This is a genomic window from Thioclava marina, assembly GCF_002020135.1.
GTDB lineage: Bacteria > Pseudomonadota > Alphaproteobacteria > Rhodobacterales > Rhodobacteraceae > Thioclava > Thioclava marina.
In genome coordinates this window covers 320,189-342,226 of sequence record NZ_MPZS01000001.1, presented here as the reverse complement: position 1 = coordinate 342,226, position 22,038 = coordinate 320,189, and the positions used below count along the sequence as shown (strand labels likewise).

24 protein-coding genes are annotated in these 22,038 nt (G+C 65.4%); 7 read left to right on the top strand and 17 right to left on the bottom strand.

From position 1 onward, the window contains the following. Positions 1 to 20: 20 nt before the first annotated feature. The 6 genes from BMG00_RS01595 to BMG00_RS01570 all read right to left on the bottom strand — a co-directional run bounded on the left by BMG00_RS01595 (position 21) and on the right by BMG00_RS01570 (position 4,651). On the bottom strand, positions 21 to 458 hold the full coding sequence (locus tag BMG00_RS01595; protein WP_078527934.1) for a paraquat-inducible protein A: 438 nt from the start codon (positions 456 to 458) through the stop codon (positions 21 to 23). Between the two features lie 63 nt (positions 459 to 521). Next, positions 522 to 1,268 (bottom strand): ABC transporter ATP-binding protein, encoded by a 747-nt coding sequence (locus tag BMG00_RS01590; RefSeq protein ID WP_078573195.1) that lies wholly within the window; start codon positions 1,266 to 1,268, stop codon positions 522 to 524. Continuing rightward, on the bottom strand, positions 1,265 to 2,050 hold the full coding sequence (locus BMG00_RS01585; protein ID WP_078574223.1) for an MlaE family ABC transporter permease: 786 nt from the start codon (positions 2,048 to 2,050) through the stop codon (positions 1,265 to 1,267). Before BMG00_RS01585 ends, BMG00_RS01590 begins: the two co-directional genes overlap by 4 nt. A gap of 2 nt (positions 2,051 to 2,052) precedes the next feature. Continuing rightward, positions 2,053 to 3,102 (bottom strand): alanine racemase, encoded by a 1,050-nt coding sequence (alr, locus tag BMG00_RS01580; RefSeq protein ID WP_078573194.1) that lies wholly within the window; start codon positions 3,100 to 3,102, stop codon positions 2,053 to 2,055. Positions 3,103 to 3,154: 52 nt separating this feature from the next. After that, positions 3,155 to 3,865, bottom strand: coding sequence for a hypothetical protein (locus tag BMG00_RS01575; protein WP_078573193.1), 711 nt, complete (start codon positions 3,863 to 3,865; stop codon positions 3,155 to 3,157). 39 nt (positions 3,866 to 3,904) lie between these two features. Next, a complete protein-coding gene (locus tag BMG00_RS01570) occupies positions 3,905 to 4,651 on the bottom strand; it encodes an RNA methyltransferase (protein ID WP_078527925.1) in 747 nt (248 codons plus the stop codon). A 100-nt stretch (positions 4,652 to 4,751) separates the two neighbouring features. On the opposite strand from BMG00_RS01570, the gene BMG00_RS01565 reads away from it, so the two are divergent. Further along, positions 4,752 to 5,369, top strand: a complete 618-nt coding sequence (locus tag BMG00_RS01565; protein WP_078573192.1) for a thiamine phosphate synthase — start codon at positions 4,752 to 4,754, stop codon at positions 5,367 to 5,369. A gap of 7 nt (positions 5,370 to 5,376) precedes the next feature. Further along, positions 5,377 to 6,051, top strand: coding sequence for an AAA family ATPase (locus tag BMG00_RS01560; protein WP_245794930.1), 675 nt, complete (start codon positions 5,377 to 5,379; stop codon positions 6,049 to 6,051). A gap of 109 nt (positions 6,052 to 6,160) precedes the next feature. Here the strand turns inward: BMG00_RS01560 and BMG00_RS01555 are convergent, their stop codons facing one another. From BMG00_RS01555 to BMG00_RS01510, 11 genes are all read right to left on the bottom strand, one after another. Continuing rightward, a complete protein-coding gene (locus BMG00_RS01555; RefSeq protein ID WP_078573191.1) occupies positions 6,161 to 7,537 on the bottom strand; it encodes a cytochrome P450 in 1,377 nt (458 codons plus the stop codon). Then, positions 7,534 to 8,808, bottom strand: coding sequence for a hypothetical protein (locus tag BMG00_RS01550; protein ID WP_078573190.1), 1,275 nt, complete (start codon positions 8,806 to 8,808; stop codon positions 7,534 to 7,536). The genes BMG00_RS01555 and BMG00_RS01550 overlap by 4 nt, the downstream gene beginning before the upstream one ends. Before the next feature lie 56 nt (positions 8,809 to 8,864). After that, complete coding sequence (locus tag BMG00_RS01545) at positions 8,865 to 9,557, bottom strand: M48 family metallopeptidase (protein WP_078574221.1); 693 nt, start codon at positions 9,555 to 9,557, stop codon at positions 8,865 to 8,867. Between the two features lie 49 nt (positions 9,558 to 9,606). Next, a complete protein-coding gene (locus BMG00_RS01540) occupies positions 9,607 to 10,212 on the bottom strand; it encodes a DedA family protein (RefSeq protein WP_078527915.1) in 606 nt (201 codons plus the stop codon). Next, positions 10,209 to 10,583, bottom strand: a complete 375-nt coding sequence (locus BMG00_RS01535; RefSeq protein ID WP_078573189.1) for a hypothetical protein — start codon at positions 10,581 to 10,583, stop codon at positions 10,209 to 10,211. The genes BMG00_RS01540 and BMG00_RS01535 overlap by 4 nt, the downstream gene beginning before the upstream one ends. Next, positions 10,580 to 11,761, bottom strand: a complete 1,182-nt coding sequence (locus tag BMG00_RS01530) for a vWA domain-containing protein (protein WP_078573188.1) — start codon at positions 11,759 to 11,761, stop codon at positions 10,580 to 10,582. Before BMG00_RS01530 ends, BMG00_RS01535 begins: the two co-directional genes overlap by 4 nt. Positions 11,762 to 11,775: 14 nt before the next feature. Beyond that, positions 11,776 to 11,943, bottom strand: coding sequence for a hypothetical protein (locus BMG00_RS17695; protein ID WP_168172739.1), 168 nt, complete (start codon positions 11,941 to 11,943; stop codon positions 11,776 to 11,778). 37 nt (positions 11,944 to 11,980) lie between these two features. Further along, entirely contained in the window at positions 11,981 to 13,459 is a 1,479-nt protein-coding gene (locus BMG00_RS01525) for a DUF2927 domain-containing protein (protein WP_245794929.1), read from the bottom strand. A 489-nt stretch (positions 13,460 to 13,948) separates the two neighbouring features. Next, positions 13,949 to 14,932 carry a methyltetrahydrofolate cobalamin methyltransferase gene (locus tag BMG00_RS01520; protein WP_078573187.1) on the bottom strand — a complete coding sequence of 328 codons (984 nt, stop codon included), beginning with the start codon at positions 14,930 to 14,932 and terminating at the stop codon, positions 13,949 to 13,951. Beyond that, positions 14,929 to 15,813 carry a methylenetetrahydrofolate reductase gene (locus BMG00_RS01515; protein WP_078573186.1) on the bottom strand — a complete coding sequence of 295 codons (885 nt, stop codon included), beginning with the start codon at positions 15,811 to 15,813 and terminating at the stop codon, positions 14,929 to 14,931. The genes BMG00_RS01520 and BMG00_RS01515 overlap by 4 nt, the downstream gene beginning before the upstream one ends. Before the next feature lie 13 nt (positions 15,814 to 15,826). Next, on the bottom strand, positions 15,827 to 16,135 hold the full coding sequence (locus BMG00_RS01510; RefSeq protein WP_078573185.1) for a virulence factor: 309 nt from the start codon (positions 16,133 to 16,135) through the stop codon (positions 15,827 to 15,829). A 322-nt stretch (positions 16,136 to 16,457) separates the two neighbouring features. On the opposite strand from BMG00_RS01510, the gene BMG00_RS17560 reads away from it, so the two are divergent. The 5 genes from BMG00_RS17560 to adh all read left to right on the top strand — a co-directional run bounded on the left by BMG00_RS17560 (position 16,458) and on the right by adh (position 22,006). Then, a complete protein-coding gene (locus BMG00_RS17560) occupies positions 16,458 to 16,898 on the top strand; it encodes an EF-hand domain-containing protein (RefSeq protein WP_158521664.1) in 441 nt (146 codons plus the stop codon). Positions 16,899 to 17,193: 295 nt separating this feature from the next. Continuing rightward, a complete protein-coding gene (locus BMG00_RS01500) occupies positions 17,194 to 18,339 on the top strand; it encodes a Ppx/GppA phosphatase family protein (protein ID WP_078528141.1) in 1,146 nt (381 codons plus the stop codon). After that, a complete protein-coding gene (locus BMG00_RS01495; RefSeq protein ID WP_078528139.1) occupies positions 18,339 to 19,073 on the top strand; it encodes an RlmE family RNA methyltransferase in 735 nt (244 codons plus the stop codon). Before BMG00_RS01500 ends, BMG00_RS01495 begins: the two co-directional genes overlap by 1 nt. Before the next feature lie 123 nt (positions 19,074 to 19,196). Next, a complete protein-coding gene (locus tag BMG00_RS01490) occupies positions 19,197 to 20,168 on the top strand; it encodes a GAF domain-containing protein (RefSeq protein ID WP_078527900.1) in 972 nt (323 codons plus the stop codon). A 311-nt stretch (positions 20,169 to 20,479) separates the two neighbouring features. Continuing rightward, entirely contained in the window at positions 20,480 to 22,006 is a 1,527-nt protein-coding gene (adh, locus tag BMG00_RS01485; RefSeq protein ID WP_078527898.1) for an aldehyde dehydrogenase, read from the top strand. Positions 22,007 to 22,038 lie beyond the last annotated feature (32 nt).

Here is a 22,038-nt window from a genome sequence, read left to right as displayed (position 1 = left end):
CACCCGAAAGGCGCCGGGGCTCAGGCCTGCGGCGCCTTTTTCGTCTCCAGATGCGAGATCGCGAAGGAGGCGCCGACACAGGCGGTAAACAAGTAGAGCCCCCAGCCGGTCTCGAGCCGGCCCACGCCCACGCCTTTCGCGACAACGATATAGATCGCGATCAGGAAGACATCGGCCATGGCGAGCTTGCCCAGCAGGTTCAGTGCCGGTTTGAGCTTGGGCGAGGCAAGGTCGAACTGGATCAGCGCGATGCCGATCACCTTGAGATAGGGGGCGAAGAGGGCAAGGAAGCTGACCACGACGGCGAGGAAGATATCCTTTTGCCACAGCGTCTGGAGCCCGCTGAGCACCGAGATCGTGTCGAGCCCGAAGAACGGCAGCAGCCCCGCGCGCAGAAGCGGCGCGGCCCAGGCGATGGGAAACAGGATCAGCAGCGCCAGATTGGCGAATTTCAGCATGGGCCCTCGCGAGACGGTCTTCATTTTTGGTCTAGCCGCAAGGGGGCGCGAAGTCACGCGCTCTCAGCGCAGCGTCTCGATCGGGCCCTCGGCGCGACCATGGATGAACTGTTGCACGTAAGGGTCTGGTGTTGCGTCCATTTCAGCGATCGGGCCTTCCCAGCGGATCTTGCCCGCATGCAGCATCGCGACCCGGTCGGCAATCGCGCGCACCGAGGACATGTCATGGGTGATCGTCATCGCGGTCGCGCCCATCTCGGTCACGATCTCGCGGATCAGCTCGTTGATGACGCCCGCCATGATCGGGTCGAGCCCGGTCGTGGGTTCGTCGAAGAAGATGATCTCGGGCTCGGCGGCGATGGCGCGCGCAAGGCCTACGCGCTTCTGCATCCCGCCCGAGAGCTCTGCCGGGAAGAGATCGGCCACATCCGGTGACAGGCCCACGCGGCGCAGCTTCTCGATGGCGATCTCGCGTGCCTCGGGTTTCGGGCGCTTGAGCGAGCCGCGCAGCAGGCGGAAGGCCACGTTTTCCCAGACCGAGAGGCTGTCGAACAACGCGCCTCCCTGAAACAGCATCCCGAAGCGCGCGAGAAAGGCGTCGCGGTCGCCGACCCGCACATCCGCGCCGTCCAGCGTGATCGTGCCGCCATCAGGCTCGATCAGCCCGAGGATGCATTTCAGCAGCACCGATTTTCCGGTGCCCGAACCGCCGATGATCACGGTCGATTGCCCGGTCGGCACCACGAGGTCCACGCCGCGCAGCACATGTTTGGAGCCGAAGCTCTTGGTGAGGGCTTCAAGCGTGATCATGCCGAGAAGAAGGCCTCCGTCAGCAGGTAGTTCGCGGCAAGGATCGCAACGGAGGCCGCGACCACGGCGGATTTCGTTGCTCGGCCCACGCCCTGCGCGCCCCGGCCCGAATTCATCCCGTGATAGCAGCCCATCGTGGCCACGATGAAGCCGAAGGCCGCGCCCTTCACGAGGCCCGAACCCACGTCCCAAAATTCCAGGAAATCCCAGGTGTTCTTGAGATAGGTGGCCGAGTTGAAGCCAAGCCGTGTCGTGCCGACCATCCAGCCGCCCATGATCCCGATGATGTCGCCAATGCCCACGAGGATCGGCACGCAAAGCGTGGCCGCCACGACGCGCGGGACGGTGAGGTATTTCATCGGGTTGGTGGAGAGCGTGGTCAGCGCGTCGATCTGTTCGGTCACTTTCATCGTGCCGATCTCGGCTGCGATGCTGGAGGCGACGCGCGCCGCCACCATCAAGCCGCCCAGAACCGGGCCAAGCTCGCGCACCATGCCGATCGCGGTGATCGAGGGCACGACCTGTTCGGCCGAAAAGCGCGCGCCGCCCGCATAGATTTGCAGCGCCAGTGCCGCGCCGGTGAAAAGCGCGGTCATCCCGACTACCGGCAGTGACAGCCAGCCGATATTGAGACAGGCCAGCCAGAATTCACGCGCGTAGAAAGGCGGACGGATCAGGTGGCTCAGCGTCTGGCCGACGAAGAAGGTCAGCCGACCCGTGGCGGCGAAAAGCGCCAGCGTCGCCCGCCCGAGCGCCGCAAGGGGAGAGGTGAGCGCTTGCACGCTCACCCGGTCTGCTCCGAATAGACCCGGTTGTAGCGCGGCCCGAGCGCCGTCAGCAGCTCATAGCCGATCGTGCCCGCGGCATCGGCCAGCGCATCGACGCCCTGATAGGGACCGATCAGGTCGAGCGTATCGGGCACCTCGTCGAGATCGGTCACATCCACGGTCAGCAGGTCCATCGAGACCCGGCCGCGCAGCGGGCAGGGGATATCGCCCGCATAAAGATCGGTGATGTTCGACAGCACCCGGTGGATCCCGTCCGCGTAACCGGCGGCGAGGGTGGCGATCGTGGTGATCCGCTCGGCCTGCCAGGCATTGCCGTAGCCCACCGTTTCGCCGGGCTGGACCACGCGGGTCTGGATCACCGGGAGCGACAGGGTCGCCACGCCTAGCGCCGCCTCGAAGGGGCGTCCGCCATAGAGACCGATGCCTGGACGGGTGAGGTCGAAATGATAATCGGGGCCAAGCAGGATGCCGCCGGTGGCCGAAAGGGAGCGCTTTACGGCCATCCCGTCCGTCATCCGCCTGAACTCCGCCAGCTGGCGCGCGTTCATCTCATGCTCGGGCTCGTCGGCACAGGCGAGGTGGCTCATCACCAGCTCGATGCCGCGTTCGAGCAGTGCAGGCGCGGCCTCCTGCCAGTCCTCGTTTTCCATCCCGAGCCGGTTCATGCCGGTATCGAGCTGCACGCCGAACGGCGCGTCGGGCAGCGCCTCGAGATGGCGCGCCATCTGCTCGGGCGAGTTCAGCATCGGGATCAGGCGTCCCGCGCGGATCGCCTCGGCATCGCCGGCCATATGGCCGCCCAGCACGAAGATCTGCGCATCCTCGCCCAGATGCGGACGCAGCTTCGCGCCTTCCTCGGTGAGCGCCACGAAGAACGCGCGCGCGCCGGCCCGATAGAGGGCGGGTGCGACCGTCGCAGCCCCCAGCCCGTAGCTGTCGGCCTTCACGACCGCAGCCGTGCGCGTTGCCTCACCAGAGCGCGCATCGAGAGCGCGCCAATTCGCGACCACGGCGTCGAGGTCGATTTTCAGAGATGCCTGTGCCATGGCTTCTTTTTCTGCGCAGGCGCGCCAAGGTCAAGTGCAATCCGCCTTGCGCTCAGGGAAAGGCCGTGCCGGTGTCGAGCCGGGCGAGGATCGCCGGGTCGCCCCCCTGATGCGCCGCCCAGATCAGCACAGCGCAGGCCGCCTGCGCATAAAGCCCGTTATCGCGCCCGGCCAGTGGCGCCCATTCGAAAGGCGAGACGGGCAGGGGCTGATCGGGCAGGGCCTTGCACCGTTCAATCCCGGCGCCGGGATTGAGATAGCGCGGATCATCCGAGACCAGCACCGAGAGCCCCTCGTCGAACCAGGCGGGCATCTTGCCGCGGATCTGTCCCAGCATGCCAAGCCGGGCATGGGTCTCGGTATGGGCCAGCTCATGGGCGAGGATCGTCCCGGTCAGCCCGCGCGGGGCCACGCGCACCACGGCCCAAGGGCCCAACGAATAGGTCACTGCGGCGGCCCCGCGCCCGCCCAGCCGCCGGTCGCACTCTTCCGTGGAGCAGGCCAGAATGCGGCTGTGGGCCGCGCGCTCGGGATAGAAACGCGCGACTTGCGCGCGGGCGGCGTCGATCGTCTCGACCAGTGCGCGGCGATCGTCACGCGGCATGGCGCGGTCGACGAAGATGGCGGGTGCGGCCCGGTCCAGCCCGAAACAACGCGGGCAGATCCCCGCCGCAAGCACCGGGTAGAACCACAACAGCGCCAGCAGGCCCAAGGTCCCGCCCGCTGCCAAGGCCAGAAAAGAGACACGGATCACTCGCCACATGGACCCTAAGATGGGCCAGTCGCGCGATTTGACCAAGCGTCAGTCGCGACCGCGGAGAATTTGTCGCAGCGCGCCATGCAGCGTCTGCACCTCCGAGCGTGTCATCGCAAAGCGTGTCCACATGTTGCGCAGGTTTCGCTTCATCATCGGCGCCTTCTCGGGCGGGTGGAAGAACCCCGCCTCCTCGAGCCGCATCTCGAAATGATCGCCAAGCTTCTCGACCTCGATGGCGCTTGCCGGGTCATGCCCCGCAAGGCCCGGATCGACCGGCACCGCCTCGATCGTATGGCGCGAATACTCATACGCCGTCAGCAACACGGCCTGCGCGAGGTTGAGCGAGAAGAACTCGGGGTTCACCGGCACGGTGATGATCGCATTGGCGCGGATGATGTCGTCATTCTCCAGCCCCGTGCGCTCGGGCCCGAAGAGGATGCCGACCTTCTGGCCCGCGACAATGCGTTTGCGCGCCTCGACCATCGCGGCCTCGGGCGTGAAAATCGGCTTCGGCAGCTCGCGTCCCCGCGCGGTCGTGGCGAAGACATAGTCGCAATCGGCCACCGCCTCGGCCACATTGTCGAAGACACCCGCGAAATCGAGCACCTGACCCGCCGCGCCGGATGCCATCGCCACCGCCTTGGGGTTCGGCCAGCCATCGCGCGGATCCACCAGCCGCATCTTGCGCAGCGAGAAATTCAGCATTGCACGTGCCGCCGCCCCGATATTCTCGCCCATCTGCGGGCGCACGAGGATGAAGGCAGGCTGGGCGGGATCGGGCAGGTCGGGCATGAGGTCGGTCCTTTCGCGCCCCTCCTAGTCGCGCAAGCTGGCACTGGCAAGGCCGCGCGCCTTGCGCTAAGAGGCCCCAAAGCCGCAAAGGAGCCCGATCATGGCCGAGGATCGTCCGCAAATCTACCTGATCACCCCGCCCGCTTTCGACGCGGCGGAGTTCGCGCCGAAACTGGCCTCGGTGCTCGACGCCCATGAGGTCGCCTGCATCCGCCTGGCCCTGGCGAGCCGCGACGAATACGAGATCGGCCGCGCAGCCGATGCGATGCGCGAAGTTTCCCATGCCCGCGATGTGGCGCTGGTGATCGAGACCCATCTGGGCCTCGTCGAACGCCATGGGCTCGACGGTGTGCATTTCACCGATGGCGCGCGCCAGATCCGCGCCGCACGCAAGGCGCTGGGGCAGGATGCGATCGTGGGCTCTCATTGCGGCGCCTCGCGCCACGAGGGGATGAACGCGGGCGAGGCGGGGGCCGATTACGTCTGCTTCGGTCCGGTGGGGGAAACCACGCTCGGCACCGGCACCCGTGCCGAGCACGATCTTTTCCAGTGGTGGTCCGAGATGATCGAAGTGCCGGTCGTGGCCGAGGGCGCGCTGAACGAGGCGCTGATCGCCGAATTCGCCCCGGTCACCGACTGGTTCGCACTGGGCGAGGAAATCTGGCGCGAGGAAGATCCGTCGGGCGCTTTGGGGCGCTTGATCGCGGCGATGGGCTGAGGGCCTCATGTCCGACTGGCTTGGCGACAGCAATGGCCCGATGGGCGATCACGGTGCCTTCATGGAGAGCGAACTCCAGGTTCCGCGCGCCGATCTCGCCGCCCATATCCGTCAGCTCGACGGTGACCGGCTCTTGATCGCGGTCGTGGGCGGCCCGGGCGCGGGCAAGTCCCATATCGCGCACGAGCTGGCCGAGGCGCTCGGCCCGGAGGCCGCGGTCGTTGCGATGGACGGGTTTCACCGCGACAATGACTGGCTCGACGAACGCGGGCTGCGTCAGGTGAAGGGTGCCCCGGCAACCTTTGATACGGAAGGTTTCGCCGCTCTTCTGCAGTGTCTGAAAACGGCGCGGGAAGACGTGCTGGTACCGGTTTTCGATCGCGCCGCCGATGCCGCCGTGCCCGCTGGCGCATCGGTCCCGGGCAGCGCCAGGTTTCTGATCGTCGAGGGCAATTACTTGCTCCTGACCCGGCCCGGATGGCGCGATCTCTTCCCGCTTTTCGATCTCTCGATCCGCATCGACCTGCCCGAAGAGGTGCTGCGACAACGTCTCGCCCGCCGATGGCAAGAGCAGGGGCTGGATCTCGCCGAGGTGAAACGCCGCGTCGAAGAGAACGACCTGCCCAACGGCCGCACGATCACCCGCGAAAGCCGCGCCGCCGATCTGGTCATCCGCGACTGATCCCTCTTCATCTTGCTAAAAATACCTCGGGGGGCTCGCAACGCGAGCGGGGGCGGCGCCCCCTGTTCGGCCATTTCCTGTCGCCCTCCGGCGACGGGGCAGCACCCCCTCAACGCTCAGAAATATTGAGCCAGATCCCGTCCTTCCCGCGCACGGTCAGATGCGCGACCGGCACCGGTGCGCGCCGCTCGACAGGGCCGAACCGAAACGCGCCCACCAGCATCGAGAGCAAGAGCGGCCCCTCGGCCATCGCAAAACCCGCACCGGGACAGACGCGCGGGCCGGTGGAAAAGGGAATATAGGCCGCGCGCAGGCAGGCCTTGCCGTTTTCCGTCTCCCACCTGGCGGGGTCGAACCCGTCGGGATTGTCCCAGAGCCGCTCGTGGCGGTGTAGATGCCAGGGCGAGATCACCACCTGCGAGCCGGGTTTGACCGCGCGGCCGCGGAAGCTCTCGGGGCAGCGCGCCTCGCGCACGAACATGGGCACGGGCGGGTAGAGGCGCATCGCCTCGCGAAACACCGCGCGAGAGAGCTTCAACTTGCCCAGCATCGAAAAATCGGGGTTTCCTGCCTCGAATACGGTCTTCGCCTCGGCCGCGATCCGGTCCTGCCATTCGGGGTTCGTCGCGAGCAGGTAAAGCGCCCAGGCAAGCGCCGAAGCCGAGGTCTCATGCCCCGCGAGAAAGAAGATCGCGACCTGATCGATCATCTCTTCGGTGCTGAAACGCGCGCCGGTCTGCGGGTCGGGCGTGGTCATGATCTTCGTCGCCAGATCGTCCGGCGCGGTTCCCGCCGAGATCTGCCTGGCCCGCGCGGCGGTGAGTTTTTCGATCAGCGCGCGGATGCGTTTGGCGGTCTCCTTGGTCTGGCGCGCATGAAAGCGTGGAAACCAGCGCGGCAGCGGCAGCAGGGCGCCGAGATTGACGACGGGAGAGGCGCGCTGATGGGATTTGAACTCGGAGAAGACCGCGCTGGCGGTCTCATCCTCGATCGGGATCGAGAAGAGGGTGCGAAAGATGATATCGGCGGCGACGTGTGAGGTTTCGCTTTCGATTTCAATAGGCTCGGCACCGATCTTGGCCTTCATGCGCCCGACGCAGGCCTGACCCGCCGCCCACATCGCCGGGAAAGTCTCGCGCAGCTTTCCTCCCTCGAAGGCCGGGTCGATGATACGGCGCTGGCGCAGCCATTGCTCGCCATTGGTGATGAAGACGCTCTCGCGCAGGAGCGGCTTCAACCCCTCGCGGACCCGGTCGGATTTCGGGAAATCCATCGGGCGCTCTTTCAGCACCAGATCGACCAGCTGCGGATCGTTGCACATGTAGGATCGGAAGAACGGCGTGCGGAACTCGGCCATCCAGGCACGGTAGAGCCGCGCGGGCTGGGCCGAGAGGATGTCGGATTTGAACAGCCGGAGATAACGCCAGAGCGAAACGCGATCGGGGCGCGGTGTGGGTTTGGGCGGCAGATAGGGCGACTGGCTCATGAGGTGGTCGTAAACCGGTTTGCGGGCGTGGTGATCCGGCTTTTCGACGCGGGCCGCCCGGTGAAGCGCCGCGCGAGTGTCATCGGTCCGGCGGTGAGGCGGAAATAGTCGTAATCGCCGGGCCGGTCGAAGGCGCAGAGATATTGGAAATGGAGCTGGAAGAAGCGCCATCGCAACGCCTTCCAGCGTTCGGGGCTGAGCGTTTGCGTGAAGGCGGCCGAGATCACCAGCGGGTGGATCTGGCCTTCGGGAGCCACGCCCGAGACCGCGACCGGATCGCAAAGCGCGAAGGCGCACCCGTCACCGGGGGCCGTCACGTCGAGCCAGAAAAGCTCGGGTCGGGTGGAGAGGAAGGCCAGATCGGCACGCAACCGAGTGGCGCGGGGCAGGTAGCTGACCATCGGCACGACCTGACCGAGGGAGAGGAAGGAGAGCGCCGGGGGCTCTGCCCCGCGCGCTGACGCGCGCCCCCCGGGATATTTTTTCCAAGAGGAAGGGGGCAGGCGGTTGTCGCGGATCAGGTCGGCGAGGATCGAGATCGCGAGATGGGCGCCCGAGGAATGGCCGACGATGAGGACCTCGTCCCAGTCCTCTTGCAGGGCCTCTGCGATGCGGGTCGCGAATTCACCCATGCGGGTTTCGAGCTCGGGCGGGTTCGCCCCGCCCCAACGTGCCGTGAACGCGTAGTCATGCATCAGGTAATAGGCGAAGAACCTGCCGTCTTTCGCCCGGAGCCAGCGCAGCACGAGTGTGAGGATCGCGCTCGCGAGGGTGAGACCTGCGAGCCATTTCAGCGGAAAATCGGGGAGGAGGCGCAGTGCGAGCGCAGCAGCGGCCCAGCCGAGGGCGATCCCGATCAGGGCCTGCAAGATGAGCGCGACGATCGGGTAGAGCGCCGCGATCACCGGGCCCTTGCGCAACCGCATCAGCCGGAAGAGCGCGCCCGAGAAAATGTAGGTCGATGCAGTGCGGATCAGTTGTCCGTAGGTCGCCGGGATCGACTTGCCCATCGAAGAGCGCACGATATCGGACCAGACGAGCACTTCGATATCGGCCTCGACCTCCGTGCCACCTTGGGTGGAGGTGACATGCCAGCCATAGGGCCCGCCTGCGCGTTTCGGGGCGAGCGCGATCTCGTAGCCGGAGATGCGCGCCTGTTCGGCGCCTTCCTTGCGGTAGAGCTCGCGGTAGCGGCGGGGGTGAATCGGGTCGTAGCCGGGGATGTAGAACACCCGGCGTTTGCGCACCTGTCCGATTTCGCTGCTCGTCATTGCCGGGCCCTCTTGGCGGGGAGATTATCGGGTGCGCGCGGCGAAAGTAAGGAAAATCAGGGGGCTGTACGTGACCAGCGCTGCGCGTTGGCCTCGATCGCGGCGATGCGCCTTGGCGTCTTGGGGTGGGTCAGCAGCCAGGCGGGAACGCCCTGAGCTGAATTCTTCGTCAGCGCGTCGAGCTTGCGAAACAGGCTCACCTGCGGGTCGGTGCCGATCCCGGCCTTGATCAGCAGCGCCGAGGCGAATTCATCGGCTTCGAACTCGTCGCGCTGGCTGAGCCGCGCGGCGAGCGCGGTGGTGATCATGTTCGCGATCCACACGCCAAGGAAGGGAATGAAGCGACCGAGCACCGTCATCAGCACGGCACGCAGCGCGTTCTGGCCGGAAAAGTCGATCATGCGGCGGCGCGAATGGCCCAGGGCGACATGGCCCAGCTCATGCGCCACGACCGATGTCAGTTCCTCGGGGGAGACCTCTCCGGCGCGATATTTCTCCATGAAGCCTTCGGTGATGAAGACGCGGCCATCGGGGGCGGCGAGCCCGTTCACCGGGGCGATCTGATAGACATGGACGGGCACCTCGGGCACCTCGAGCGCGGCGGCGAGACGGTCGAGGTAAGGGTCGAGCTTGCTGTCGCGCAACCGGCGCGAATTGCCGTCGAGCTGGCGTTTGAGTTGCCAGGTCGAGAAATGCCACATGGCAAGGCCATAGAGCAAAAGCAGCAGAAGGGGCAGGAAGCGGATCAGCATGGGAGGGATATGGCGGCTCGCGGCCCCGTGATCAAGCGTCCCGTGATCACGCTTTGGGCGCGCGTTTGGCCGCGTGCCAGAGCCACCAGCCGAAGCCGAAAGCCGCAGCCCCCGCCGCCATCAGCCCCAGCGCGTTACCCGCAAGATCGGCGGCCGCGTCGAGATTGGCGCCGAAGGCGATGCCGAGGCCGACATAGGAGGTCACCCAGACCGCTTCGCCCGCGATGTCGGCCATGGTGAAGCGGCGATGGGCATAGCCCGACAGACCCGCGGCGAGGTTCACCCAGGGACCAAGCGCCGAGAACAGCCAGCGCGACAGGAACACCGTCACCGAGCCGCGTTTGCGCAGCGCCGCGAGCGCCTTCTCGATCAGCGCGCCGCGTTTCGTGCCGGGGCGGGGCAGGAGGCGTTCGGCCTTGCGCCCGAGGATGAAGCCGACCTGATCGCCAAGCACCGCCCCCCCGAAAGCCGCGCTTGTGACCGTGATCAGATCGAGATCGCCCGAGGACACGAAGGCACCGCTCGCGATCATCATCAGCGAGGAGGGCACGGGGATTGCGAGGCAGCTGAGAAAGGTCGTCAGCCCGAGCAGCCAGGGCCCGTAGACCGGCACCTGCGCCAGCAGCCAGTCGGTGATCTCGGTCAAGCTCATTTCGGCGCATTCGCCTCTTGATCGGCGATCGCCTTTGGCAGACCGAGCGAGAGCTTGTGCAGCAGGTCTCCGACGGGCTGGCCGGTGGCTTTGGCGATGCGGTCGAGTGTCGGGCGCCCATAGCCTACGAGGGCGGGGCCATTCTCGATGCCGAGGATCGCGTCGACCTCCTCGATCTGGAGGTGCCAGCTCTTGGCGATATAGCCCGGCGTCATCCAGGGCTCGGGGCTTTGGTGACGATGGGCGGGGTCGGACCAGTAGACCGCACGGGTGACGAACTTACCGCCGAAAAAGAGCGCGAGCGTCACTGCGAGGATGAAGCCGATCGAGGCGGGTTTGTGATGGGCCCAGAGGTAGCGCAGCTTGCTCATCCAAGCTCCTTCATAGCCGCCGTGATCCCCTCGAGCGTCAGCGGATGCATCCGACCCGCGAAAATCTCGCGGATGATCTCGATCGACTGGGTATAGGACCAGAGCCGTTCGGGAATCGGGTTCAGCCAGGTGTGATCGGGCCATTGCTCGCGCGCGCGCGTCAGCCAGACATGGCCCGCCTCGTCGTTCCAATGCTCGTTCGCGCCGCCGCGATGGGTGATCTCGTAAGGCGACATCGAGGCGTCGCCCACGAAGATGCATTTGTAATCGGGCCCGTAGCGATGCAGCACGTCCCAGGTGGGGGTGGCCTCGTTCCAGCGTCGCTTGTTCGATTTCCACACGCCCTCATAGAGGCAGTTGTGGAAATACCAGTGTTCGAGATGCTTGAACTCGGATTTCGCAGCGGAGAACAGCTCCTCGACCAGTTTCACATGGGCATCCATCGAACCGCCCACATCGAGGAAAAGCACCACCTTCACCGCGTTGTGCCGCTCGGGGCGGGTCTTCACGTCGATATAACCGGCCTCCGCAGAGGCGCGGATCGTGCCGGGCAGGTCGAGTTCTTCATGCGCGCCGTGCCGCGCCCATTGGCGCAGGCGCTTGAGCGCCACCTTGATGTTGCGCGTGCCCAGTTCGACCGTGTCGTCGAAATCGCGGAACTCGCGCTTGTCCCAGACCTTCACGGCGCGCTGGTGGCGGCTTTCGCTCTGGCCGATGCGCACGCCTTCGGGGTTGTAGCCATAGGCGCCGAAGGGCGAGGTGCCGCCCGTGCCGATCCATTTGCTTCCGCCCTGATGGCGGCCCTTTTGTTCCTCGAGACGTTTCTTCAGCGTCTCCATCAGCGCGTCGAACCCGCCAAGCGCCTCGATCTGGGCTTTTTCCTCTTCCGTAAGGTGCTTTTCGAGCTGTTTGCGCAGCCAGTCCTCAGGGATGTCGACCGCTTCCAGAACGTCGTCTGGGGTGATGGCTTCGAGGCCGGAGAAGGCCTCCGAGAAGGCGCGGTCGAAACGGTCGAGGAAACGCTCGTCCTTCACCATCGCGGCGCGGGCGAAATAGTAGAACCCGTCGATATCGTAGGTGCAAAGCCCCGCCGCCAGCCCTTCGAGAAAGCTCAGATATTCCCGCAGGGAGACCGGCACCCCGGCGCGTCTGAGAGCATCGAAGAATGGCAGGAACATGCGCCCCGGCCCCCTCAGGCCCAGATGCGGTTGACGAGGATGGTGATGAAGATGCCGACCATGCCAAGGGCGATGGCGTGAACCGCTGCGTATTGCGCCCGGTCGAGCGCGTTGCCGCCGCGCTTTCGCGCCCGCCAGTCACCGAGCAAAAGCCCGATCACGATCCCTGCCAGAACATACATTCGCGCCCCTCCCGGCCTCGGCCGGGGCGCGCCCGGCTCAGTTCATCCGCGCACCCGCATCGGCCAGCGCGGCCACTTCGCTTGCACGGCGGCGTACCGCCGCGTCCGAACCAAAGCCATAGCGTGCCCATTGCTCCATGTCGAGACGGGCCTGCTCGGCCTGGGTGGCATTGCCGAGCTGGGCATAGGCCTCGGCGCGGATCATGTAGAGCGTGGCCATGAGCGAGGCATTCTCGCCGGAAATGGCGGGCGAGAGCGAGCGGTTCACCAGCGCGATCGCATCCTGCGCGCGGCCCGTTCCCAGCGCGAAGGCGGCGAGCTGCATGTCGATATGGGCGGCCTGGATGCCCGCGCCCGGCGTGCGGGCATAGATCGCGCCCGCATTGAGATAGGAGCGGATCGCCACGTCGGGATCGGTCTTCATGCTCAGCCGTCCCAGCGCGAACCACGCGAAGGCGGCGCGGCTGTCGGTCCAGCCCTGCGCGGCGGCGATCTGGGTTGCCTGACGGGCTGCGGCGCGGCGGCGGGTATCGCTTGCGCCCGAGCCGAGCGCGGTGGCGATTGCCTTGACATAGGCGCGCGGGGTCGGGTCTTCGGGAAGGCCGCGCATCTGGCCGCCCGCCGGGTTGACCCGGGCAAGAATGGCGGGCAGGGCGGCCTGCACCTCGGCCCGGCTCATGCCCGAACGCAGCGCCGGGTCGTAATAGGCGCGCAGAATCGTCATGTCGAAGCCGGTGAGCACAGTATGGAAATTGTCGTCGTTCCAGACGGTATCGGGCAGGCGGTAGAGATCGTTCACCGGTCCGAGCGCCTGGCTGACCTCTTCATGCAGGCAATCGCGGATCTCCTGCGGAGTCGCGGGTTCGGGGATGAAGACAGTCGCGGAATGGCGCTGGGTCAGCTTCGTCCAGTCCGAGCGCGCCGATCCGCGCGAGCTGCGGTAATCCGACCAGCTCGTGACGTTCGGGACGACGAAACAGGCGACGTCGGGCACCGCACGTCGCATCTGGGATTTCGGCACGAACTGCACAGAGATCGTGTTGGCATTGCCCGGCTGGGCCGAGACGCGCAACCCGGCCTCGGTTTGAAGGCGGCGCACGAGGCGGTTGAGTTCGGTCTGGGCGACGGGCGGGGCGTTGCCCGCAAGCGTGATCGAGACCGGGCCTTCGAAGCGCGTGAAACGCGGCAGCTGACGGCCGGATTCGAGATAGAAGCTCAGTTCGAGAAAGTCGCGGCCCAGATGCGAATTGTCGGGCAGCCGTGCGGCGGGCACGGGATTCGACAGTCCCGGCACCGGATCGGCGAGCGGCAGGTCGAGCAGCTGCGCGGGACCGCGCGTGGCGGTCACCTCGGGCGTGCTCGGCACGCAGGCCGACAGTGCTCCCGTCACCATCACGGCGGCGAGGAGGCGGACAAGTTTTTCGGACCGCGTGACAGCGCGGCAGTTGCGCGGGGCCGCCTCGGTGCTGGCAGGCACCAAGGCGGCCGCGTCGCGCGGCAGACATGTAATACGCATGGCAGTGCGTCTTCCCAGGTTGGTGGTCCAGACTAGGCACAGGACATGAACTTCTTCCAGTAAATATTTGACCGTTAATTAGAATTTTTTGAGGCCGTCGCAGATATAGTGGCGTGTTCTTGCCGCTTCCACGTCTTGTTGTTGCCAGATTCCGCCAATCCTCGCGATATTGACGCCAAAATGGAAACGCTTGGGTCACGAAAAAGCGAATCGTTGTGATTGATACGTGGGTTGGGAAACGCTTTGTTAAGAAAATGGAAACGGGATGGTGCGAAGTTTCCGCGAATTTTCTGGATTGACGGGTCGGGCGCTCCGTTTTTGCCGTGAAAAGGGCGATGAGACAGGCTCGGATTGATCGCGTTCGGGCAACGGTCGGAGGCGGGATCCGCGATGCGAGCGGCCCGCGCAGCGCCTGACGGCCCTTTGCTCTCGGCACAAAGAAAAACGCCCGGGCCGAGACCCGGGCGTTTCGCGAAATTTCCTGGCCAATCAGCCGCGACGACGACGCCCGCCGCGACGCCCGCCACCAGCAGCAGCTGCGGCGGCCGAGGCTTCGGCGAAGCTCACGCCTTCTTCCTTCATCGCATCGAGCACCTTGGCGAGCTTGATCCACTCCATCCCGTTCGGATCGTGATTCATCAGCAGGTTGGCGGCGCGGATCGCCTCCATCTCCTGATTGCGCACCGGGTTCATGATCGCGCTCGTCATGCCCGCGCCGATCGCCATCGGAAGGTAAGCCCCGTTGATCCCGTGACGGTTGGGCAGGCCAAAGGAGATGTTCGACGCGCCGCAGGTGGTGTTCACGCCCAGTTCCTCGCGCAGGCGGTTGACCAGCGTGAAGACCTGACGGCCAGCGGTGGCCATCGCGCCCACCGGCATCACCAGCGGATCCACGACGATATCATGCGCGGGGATGCCGAAATCGGCGGCGCGCTCGACGATCTTCTTGGCCACGGCGAAACGGACATCGGGGTCTTCGGAAATCCCGGTGTCGTCGTTCGAGATCGCCACGACCGGCACGTTGTATTTCTTCACCAGCGGCAGAACCAGCTCCAGCCGCTCTTCCTCGCCCGTGACCGAGTTCAGCAGCGGACGGCCTTCGGCGGCCTCCAGACCGGCCTCCAACGCGGCAGGCACCGAGCTGTCGATGCACAGCGGCACATCGACGACCGCCTGAACGCGGCTGATCAGATCGCGCATCAGCGGCGGTTCGACGAAGTTGTTGTCCGCATAGCGCGGGTCCTCGGCCATCTTGTTCGAAAAGACCGCCCCCGAGTTGATGTCCAGAACCGTCGCGCCACAGGCGACCTGCTCGAGCGCGTCTTTCTCGACGGTCGAGAAATCGCCCATCTCAAGCTCGGCAGCGAGCTTCTTGCGGCCCGTGGGGTTGATCCGCTCCCCGATGACGCAGAAGGGCTCGTCAAAGCCGATCACGACGGTTTTGGTTTTGGACTCAAGGACGGTGCGGGTCATTCATGGCCTCTCTGTTCGGCGATCCAATTGGCTGTCGCGGTGATACCGCCCAGCGGGAAGAAATGCACGGCTTCGATATTCGACGGGCGATCCAGCGCGAGATCGGTCAGGAGGTCGGTCGGCTCGAAGGGCAGGAGCAGCTTGGTCACATCGCGGGCGCGCTTTTGCAGCACTTTCAGCGAGGGGCCCACGCCGCAGGCGATGGCGAATTTCAGGAGCGTTTGCAGCTTGGCGGGACCGGCCACGCCCAGATGGACCGGCATCTCGATCCCGTTGGCCTCCAGACGCGTGGCCCAGTCGCGGATCGGACCGGCCTCGAAGGCGAATTGGGTGGCGATCGCCATATCGGCATCGGTGCGGTTCGCGAAATCCTGTTTCAGCTTGAGCGCGGCCATCACCTCGGCCTCGCCGCCATCGGGGTCGATGTCGCGATTGCCCTCGGGGTGGCCCGCGACATGCAGGCGGGCAAAGCCGTCGAACGCGCCGGTCTCGATCATCTGCATCGCGCAATGCATCTCGCCCACGGGTTCTTTGACGCCGCCGCCCAGCAGAAGTGCCTGTTGAACCCCGGCCTCGCCCTTGTAGCGCTGCACCCAGTCATTCAGCTGAGCCGCATCGCGGATGATGCGCGCGGGAAAATGCGGCATCGGCTCGAAGCCCTCGTCGCGCAGGCGCCTGGCGGTGGCGAGCATTTCCTCGATCGGGGTGCCCTCGATATGGGCGATATAGACGCGCGTTCCGGGGGCAAAAAGGGCACGGAAACTTTCCACCTTCGCGGCGGTGCGCGGCATCACTTCGACCGAAGCGCCTTCCAGAAGCGCCTCCATCTTGCCGTTGACCGGCGGGCGCGGCGCCTCGCGGCGGAAATTCACAAGTGCCATTCGCATCTCTCCCTTAGGACGACGTGGGGTCCCAGCCGTCATTGGCAATCAAAGCGCGCAGATGCGCGTCGTCATACTTGGAGAGAATTCGCGCCAGCACGGCTTCGGCGGCTTCGGCATCGTCACCGGGCTCATCGCCCTCGACCACCTTGCGCCATTCGGCCAGATAGGCGTCGCTGTCGCGTGCGCCCACTTTCATCGCCGCACGGTCGATCGCCTGCTCGAACCGCTCGGGGAGCGGCTTCTTGACGCCCCGGCGTCCCTTGCCCGCGATGATCTGGGCCGGGATGTCGCGCCAATAGACCAAGGTGATCTGTGCCATGCGAATCTCTCCTCACGAGTTCAGAATTGCGCGAAAGCGACGTGGCGCGCGGTGGAATTTCGACATTCCGTCGCGGCTCAGCGACGTAAGCCTGTCCGTGCGAGAGGTGATAGCAGGCGCGGCGGGGGCAGGGCTACCGCGCGGGATCGGAAAAATCCGCGACAAGATGATGAGCGGGGCTCAAGCGAGGCTGCGGCGGATTGGTCGCGCGGCGATCTGGCACATTCTTTTGCGGCCGCCGCCTCTTAGATCGGGCCGGGGTCGGTCGCAAAATCGATGGCCCGGCATGTGCCCATTCACGCAACGCATAGAAAGCGAGACCATGACCAAGAGCTTTTCCCTGATCGCCGCCCTTCTTCTGAGCCTGCCGCTGGCGGCGCAGGCCGAGACCCCCGCCGAGCAATTCATGTCCACCTGGGACCGCGACGGAAATGGCATCGCGACGCTGGCCGAGCTCGAAGCGATGCGCGGCGATGTCTTCGCCTCCTTCGATGCCAATGAGGACGGGATGCTCGATCTCGAAGAGCACGCGATTTTCGACGAGGCGCGTGCCAATGACGTTGCGGGCTATGAAGGCAAACAACGCGAGCAGATGCAGAAGATGGCGGACGGTATGCGGATGGAGGCGACCGACGCAAACGGCGATCGGCTGGTGAGCCTGGACGAGTTCCAGGCCAGTACCGTGAAATGGTTCACTCAGCTCGACAAGAATGGCGATGGCGGCATCACTTTGGACGATTTCGCGATGAAGCCCGCGCAGTAAGGGTCCGCCCGAGGCCCATCGGCTGTATGGCGCGACACCGCCCAAGCCTTTTCGGCCGGGCGTTTTTCGGCGGCGCGGCGCAGGGGCCAAGATTGCGTGGCGGAGTGCGGACGGATGTCCGCCCCCTTATATGTTCGCGCTTTGGATAGTCTCGTTGCGCCCCGCCACGTCTCGGGCCTCGCGGCGCTGTCGATCAAATGGTTCCCGCAGATCCTTCACTTCCGCGTCACGCTCCCTTGAACCGGATCGCCCGAACCGATAGTTTTATGACAACTTGAAATCGGAGGGCGTGATCATGGCGCCCAGGCGTCGCCGGTCGGCGGGCGCGCTCCCGAAAGCTGTGAACCCCGCGCAAGCGGTGAAACCGGCTCAGGTCGAGCCACCCGCGACCCAGACCGCCAAGACAGGCGAGGGGCTCTATGCCGCGCTTGATCTTGGTACAAACAGTTGCCGGATGCTGATCGCCCGTCCGAAGGGCTCTCAGTTTCAGGTCGTGGACAGCTTTTCCAAGGCGGTCCAGCTCGGTCAGGGTCTTGAGACCTATGGCCGGCTTTCTCGCAGCTCCATGGCCCGTACCGTGCAGGCGCTCCAGATCTGCCGGCGCAAGATCGAGGCGCATGGCGTGAAGCGGATGCGGCTCGTTGCGACCGAGGCCTGCCGCCGCGCCAAGAACGCCCGCGATTTCCTGCGCTACGTGCGCCGCGAGACGGGGCTCCCACTGGAGATCATCCCGCCCGAGGAAGAGGCGCGGCTTGCCGTGATTTCCTGCGCCTCGCTGGTCTCGCCCAGGTCCGAACAGGTGCTGGTGGTCGATATCGGCGGCGGCTCGACCGAGCTTGTCTGGATCGACCTCGAGGACGTGCCGCCCGGCGACCGCGCCCGCGCGATCATGCGGCTCTCGCAGGGGTTCAACCAGCCCGACGGGCCGGTGCCGGCCGCGCGGGTCGTGGACTGGATCTCGGTGCCGCTGGGGGTTGCGACGCTCAAGGACCAGTTCGCCGATGTCGAGGATGATGCGGCGCGTTTTGCGCTGATGAGCTGGTTCTTCGAGGAAAAACTGGCCGATTTCACCCCCTATGCGGCGGGCAGTCCCCAAGACGGCTTCCAGATCATCGGCACCTCGGGCACCGTGACCACGGTCGCGGCCTGCCACCTCGGTCTCAAGCGCTATGACCGCAACCGCGTGGACGGGCTGACGATGAATTCGGGCCAGATCGACGCGGTGATCCGCTCGTTCCTGCAGCTCGGGCCCGAAGGGCGACGCATGGATCCGCGCATCGGGCGCGACCGGCACACATTGATCATGTCGGGGGCTGCGATCTTGCAGGCGCTGATGCGGGTCTGGCCGACCGACCAGATGTCGGTGGCGGACCGGGGCTTGCGCGAGGGGCTGCTATACGCCCAAATGGCCGCCGATGGCGTTCTTGAAGAGATGGAATGATGACGAAGACACCGACAGGCAAGAACACCTCCGGGCGCGGCCAGCGCGATCTGCGCGTGCGCGTGAAAACCGCGAAGGGCCGCAAGCTGAGCTCGACCCGCTGGCTCGAGCGTCAGCTCAACGATCCTTATGTGCAGCGCGCAAAGAAAGAGGGCTACCGGGGCCGTGCGGCTTTCAAGATCCTCGAGCTTGACGACAAGTATCGCTTCCTCGTGCCCGGCGCGCGGGTCGTCGATCTGGGCTGCGCGCCCGGCGGCTGGTGCCAGGTCGCCGTGAAGCGGGTCAACGCTCTGGGAGAAAAGTCGGGCAAGAAGGTCGGCACCGTTCTGGGCGTCGACCTGCAGGAGGTCGACCCGATCGCGGGCGCCGAGATTCATCAGCTCGATTTCCTTTCCGAAGGGGCCGACGACAAGGTGAAGGCCTGGCTTGGCGGGAATGCCGATGTGGTGATGTCGGACATGGCCGCGGCCAGCTCTGGCCACCAGAACACCGACCATTTGCGCATCATCGCGCTGTGCGAAGCGGCGGCCGAGTTCGCCTTCGACGTGCTCGAAGAGGGCGGTACCTTCGTTGCCAAGGTGCTCGCGGGCGGGGCGGAGCAGGGTCTGCTCAACATCCTGAAGAAAAATTTCACCAAGGTCGCGAATGTGAAACCGCCCGCCTCGCGCTCGGACAGCTCGGAAAAATTCGTGGTTGCGCAAGGATTTCGGGGGCGCCGGCACGAGGAGGACTGAGCGCGGACTGTCTCGACCCCGAGACAGTTTTTTCCGCCCTCACGGCGAATTTTCGTTGTGAAAGGTCCGAATCGGCCTAACCTTTCCAGCCTCAGGGGCTGCGCAAGAGAGGGAGGCTTTCGCATGCCGGCACTGCATACGGGCGTTCCTCGCCATCATGCCGATATCGTTCGCGAGGTCGTTTCCTCGCCCAAATCCGCCGGTCGGGCAGGCTTTGCCGCGAGCTGGCGGCGTTCGCTCCTGCATCACCAGATCGACCCCGAGACGACCCGCCGCAACGACCGGCTGACCGAGGTAGAGATGCGCGAGCGGCGCGAGAAGGCCGAACTGATGATGCGCATCGCCTCGCCGGTGCTCGACCGGCTCGCGCGGGCGGCGGGGGATGCGGGGTGCACCGTGCTCTTGTCGGATGCGGGCGGTCTGGTCCTCGACGAGCGTCTGCGCGAGGCCGATGTGAACGATTTCCATTCCTCGAACCTCGCGCCGGGTTCGGACTGGTCCGAGGGCTCCGAAGGGACGAACGGGATCGGAACCTGTCTGGCCGAGGCGCGCCCCGTGACCGTCTGGCGCGACCAGCATTTCCGCACCCGCAACACGGTTCTGACCTGCATGGGCTCGCCCATTTTCGGCGCTCAGGGTGATCTGGCGGGCGTGATCGATGTCAGTTCCGCGCGGTCGGACATGACAGAGGGCTATGCGCGTCTCGTGGCTCTGACCGTGCAGGACGCGGCGCATCGGATCGAGGCCGATCTGTTTCGCGCCTCCTACGATGGGGCGCGCATCCTGTCGACGGGATCGGGTGAGGCCGGGGCGCAGGGGGTGATGCTGCTTGCTCTCGATCGCGACGACCTCGTCGTGGGGGCGACCCGCGCGGCGCGGCGTCATCTGGGGATCGAGGCGGGCCAGATCGGCCAGCTTCCCGCGTCGGATCTGCTCGAACAGGGGATCCGAAACGGGCTGGAGGAGGCGCAGCGCTCCGAGATGGCCCGGGCGCTCGCGCGCAATGGCGGCAATGTCTCGGCGGCTGCGCGCGATCTCGGGATCGGGCGGGCGACGTTCTACCGCAAGGCCAAGGCGCTCAATCTCGGGGTCTGATCCGTCACCGGCAAGAGATTGATCGGGGGGCATTCGCCCCCCGTTTTCATGCCGGCATTGCGAGGGTGAATCGGCCCTTCACGGGCTGGTGCGGACCTCTACGACTAAAGTCGTATCGCCTTGTTTTATTGGCTTTGAGCGTTTTCTATCACGAAAAATCACCTCTTTCTGCGCCTGCACCTGTCTCGTCGCTGAGACAGATGAGTCATTCCACCAGATCAGGACGGCTATGCACGATTCGCGGGAGCGGACATGCTCCTTCTCATGACGCGCAACAGAGGTGGTTGCGATCACAACAGGGAGGAAAGACCATGGCCAACGATATGGCACCTGAATTCAAGGGCGTTTCGGTTTCGCCGTTCCGCGACCGTTACGACAACTTCATCGGCGGCAAGTTCGTTGCCCCCGTCGCAGGCAAGTATTTCGACAACATCACCCCGATCACCGGCGGCAAGGTGTGCGAAGTCGCCCAGTCGACCGAAGCCGATATCGAGCTGGCGCTCGACGCCGCGCACGCCGCCAAGGATGCCTGGGGCAAGACCTCGCCGGCCGAGCGTTCGAACATCCTGCTCAAGATCGCTGACCGGATCGAGGAAAACCTCGACCTGATCGCGGCCGCCGAGACCTGGGACAACGGCAAGCCGATCCGTGAGACCACGGCCGCCGATATTCCGCTGGCGGTTGACCATTTCCGTTACTTCGCGGGCGTCCTGCGTAGCCAGGAAGGCACGATGTCGGAAATCGACAACGACACCGTCGCCTACCACTTCCACGAGCCGCTGGGCGTCGTCGGCCAGATCATCCCGTGGAACTTCTCGATCCTGATGGCGGCATGGAAGCTGGCCCCGGCGCTGGCCGCGGGCAACTGCATCGTGATGAAACCGGCCGAGCAGACCCCGGCGGCGATCATGGTGCTGATGGAAGTCATCGCCGACCTGCTGCCCGCCGGCACCCTCAACATCGTCAACGGCTTCGGCGCGGAAGTCGGTGCGGCGCTGGCGCGCTCCTCGCGGATCGCCAAGATCGCCTTCACCGGGTCGACCGCGACGGGCCGCAAGATCATGCAGGCCGCGACCGAGAACCTGATCCCGGTCACGCTCGAACTGGGCGGCAAGTCGCCCAACATCTTCTTCTCCGACGTGATGGCCGAGGATGATGCGTTCCTCGACAAGGCGGTCGAAGGCTTTGTGCTCTTTGCCTTCAACCAGGGCGAGGTCTGCACCTGCCCGAGCCGCGCGCTCATCCAGGAAGACATCTACGAGAAGTTCATCGAGCGCTGCATCGCCCGCGTCGAAGCCATCAAGCAAGGCGACCCGCGCCTGATGGAGACGATGGTCGGGGCCCAGGCCAGCCAGGAACAGCATGACAAGATCATGTCCTACCTGACCATCGGCCGCGAAGAGGGCGCCGAAGTGCTCACCGGCGGCAACGCCGCACGCTTCAACGGCGATCTGGCGAACGGCTACTATATCCAGCCGACGATCCTGAAGGGCCACAACAAGATGCGCGTCTTCCAGGAAGAGATCTTCGGGCCGGTCGTCTCGGTCACGACCTTCAAGGACGAGGCCGAAGCGCTCGAGATCGCGAACGACACGATGTACGGCCTCGGCGCCGGCGTCTGGACCCGTGACGGTTCGCGCGCCTATCGCTTCGGTCGCGGCATCGAAGCGGGCCGCGTCTGGGTGAACAACTACCACGCCTATCCGGCTCACGCGGCCTTCGGTGGCTACAAGCAGTCGGGCATCGGTCGCGAGACCCACAAGATGATGCTCGACCATTACCAGCAGACCAAGAACATGCTGGTGAGCTACAACCCGAACAAGCTCGGGTTCTTCTGATCGGTCTTCCTCCCCAAGGCCGGGGCCGCGCT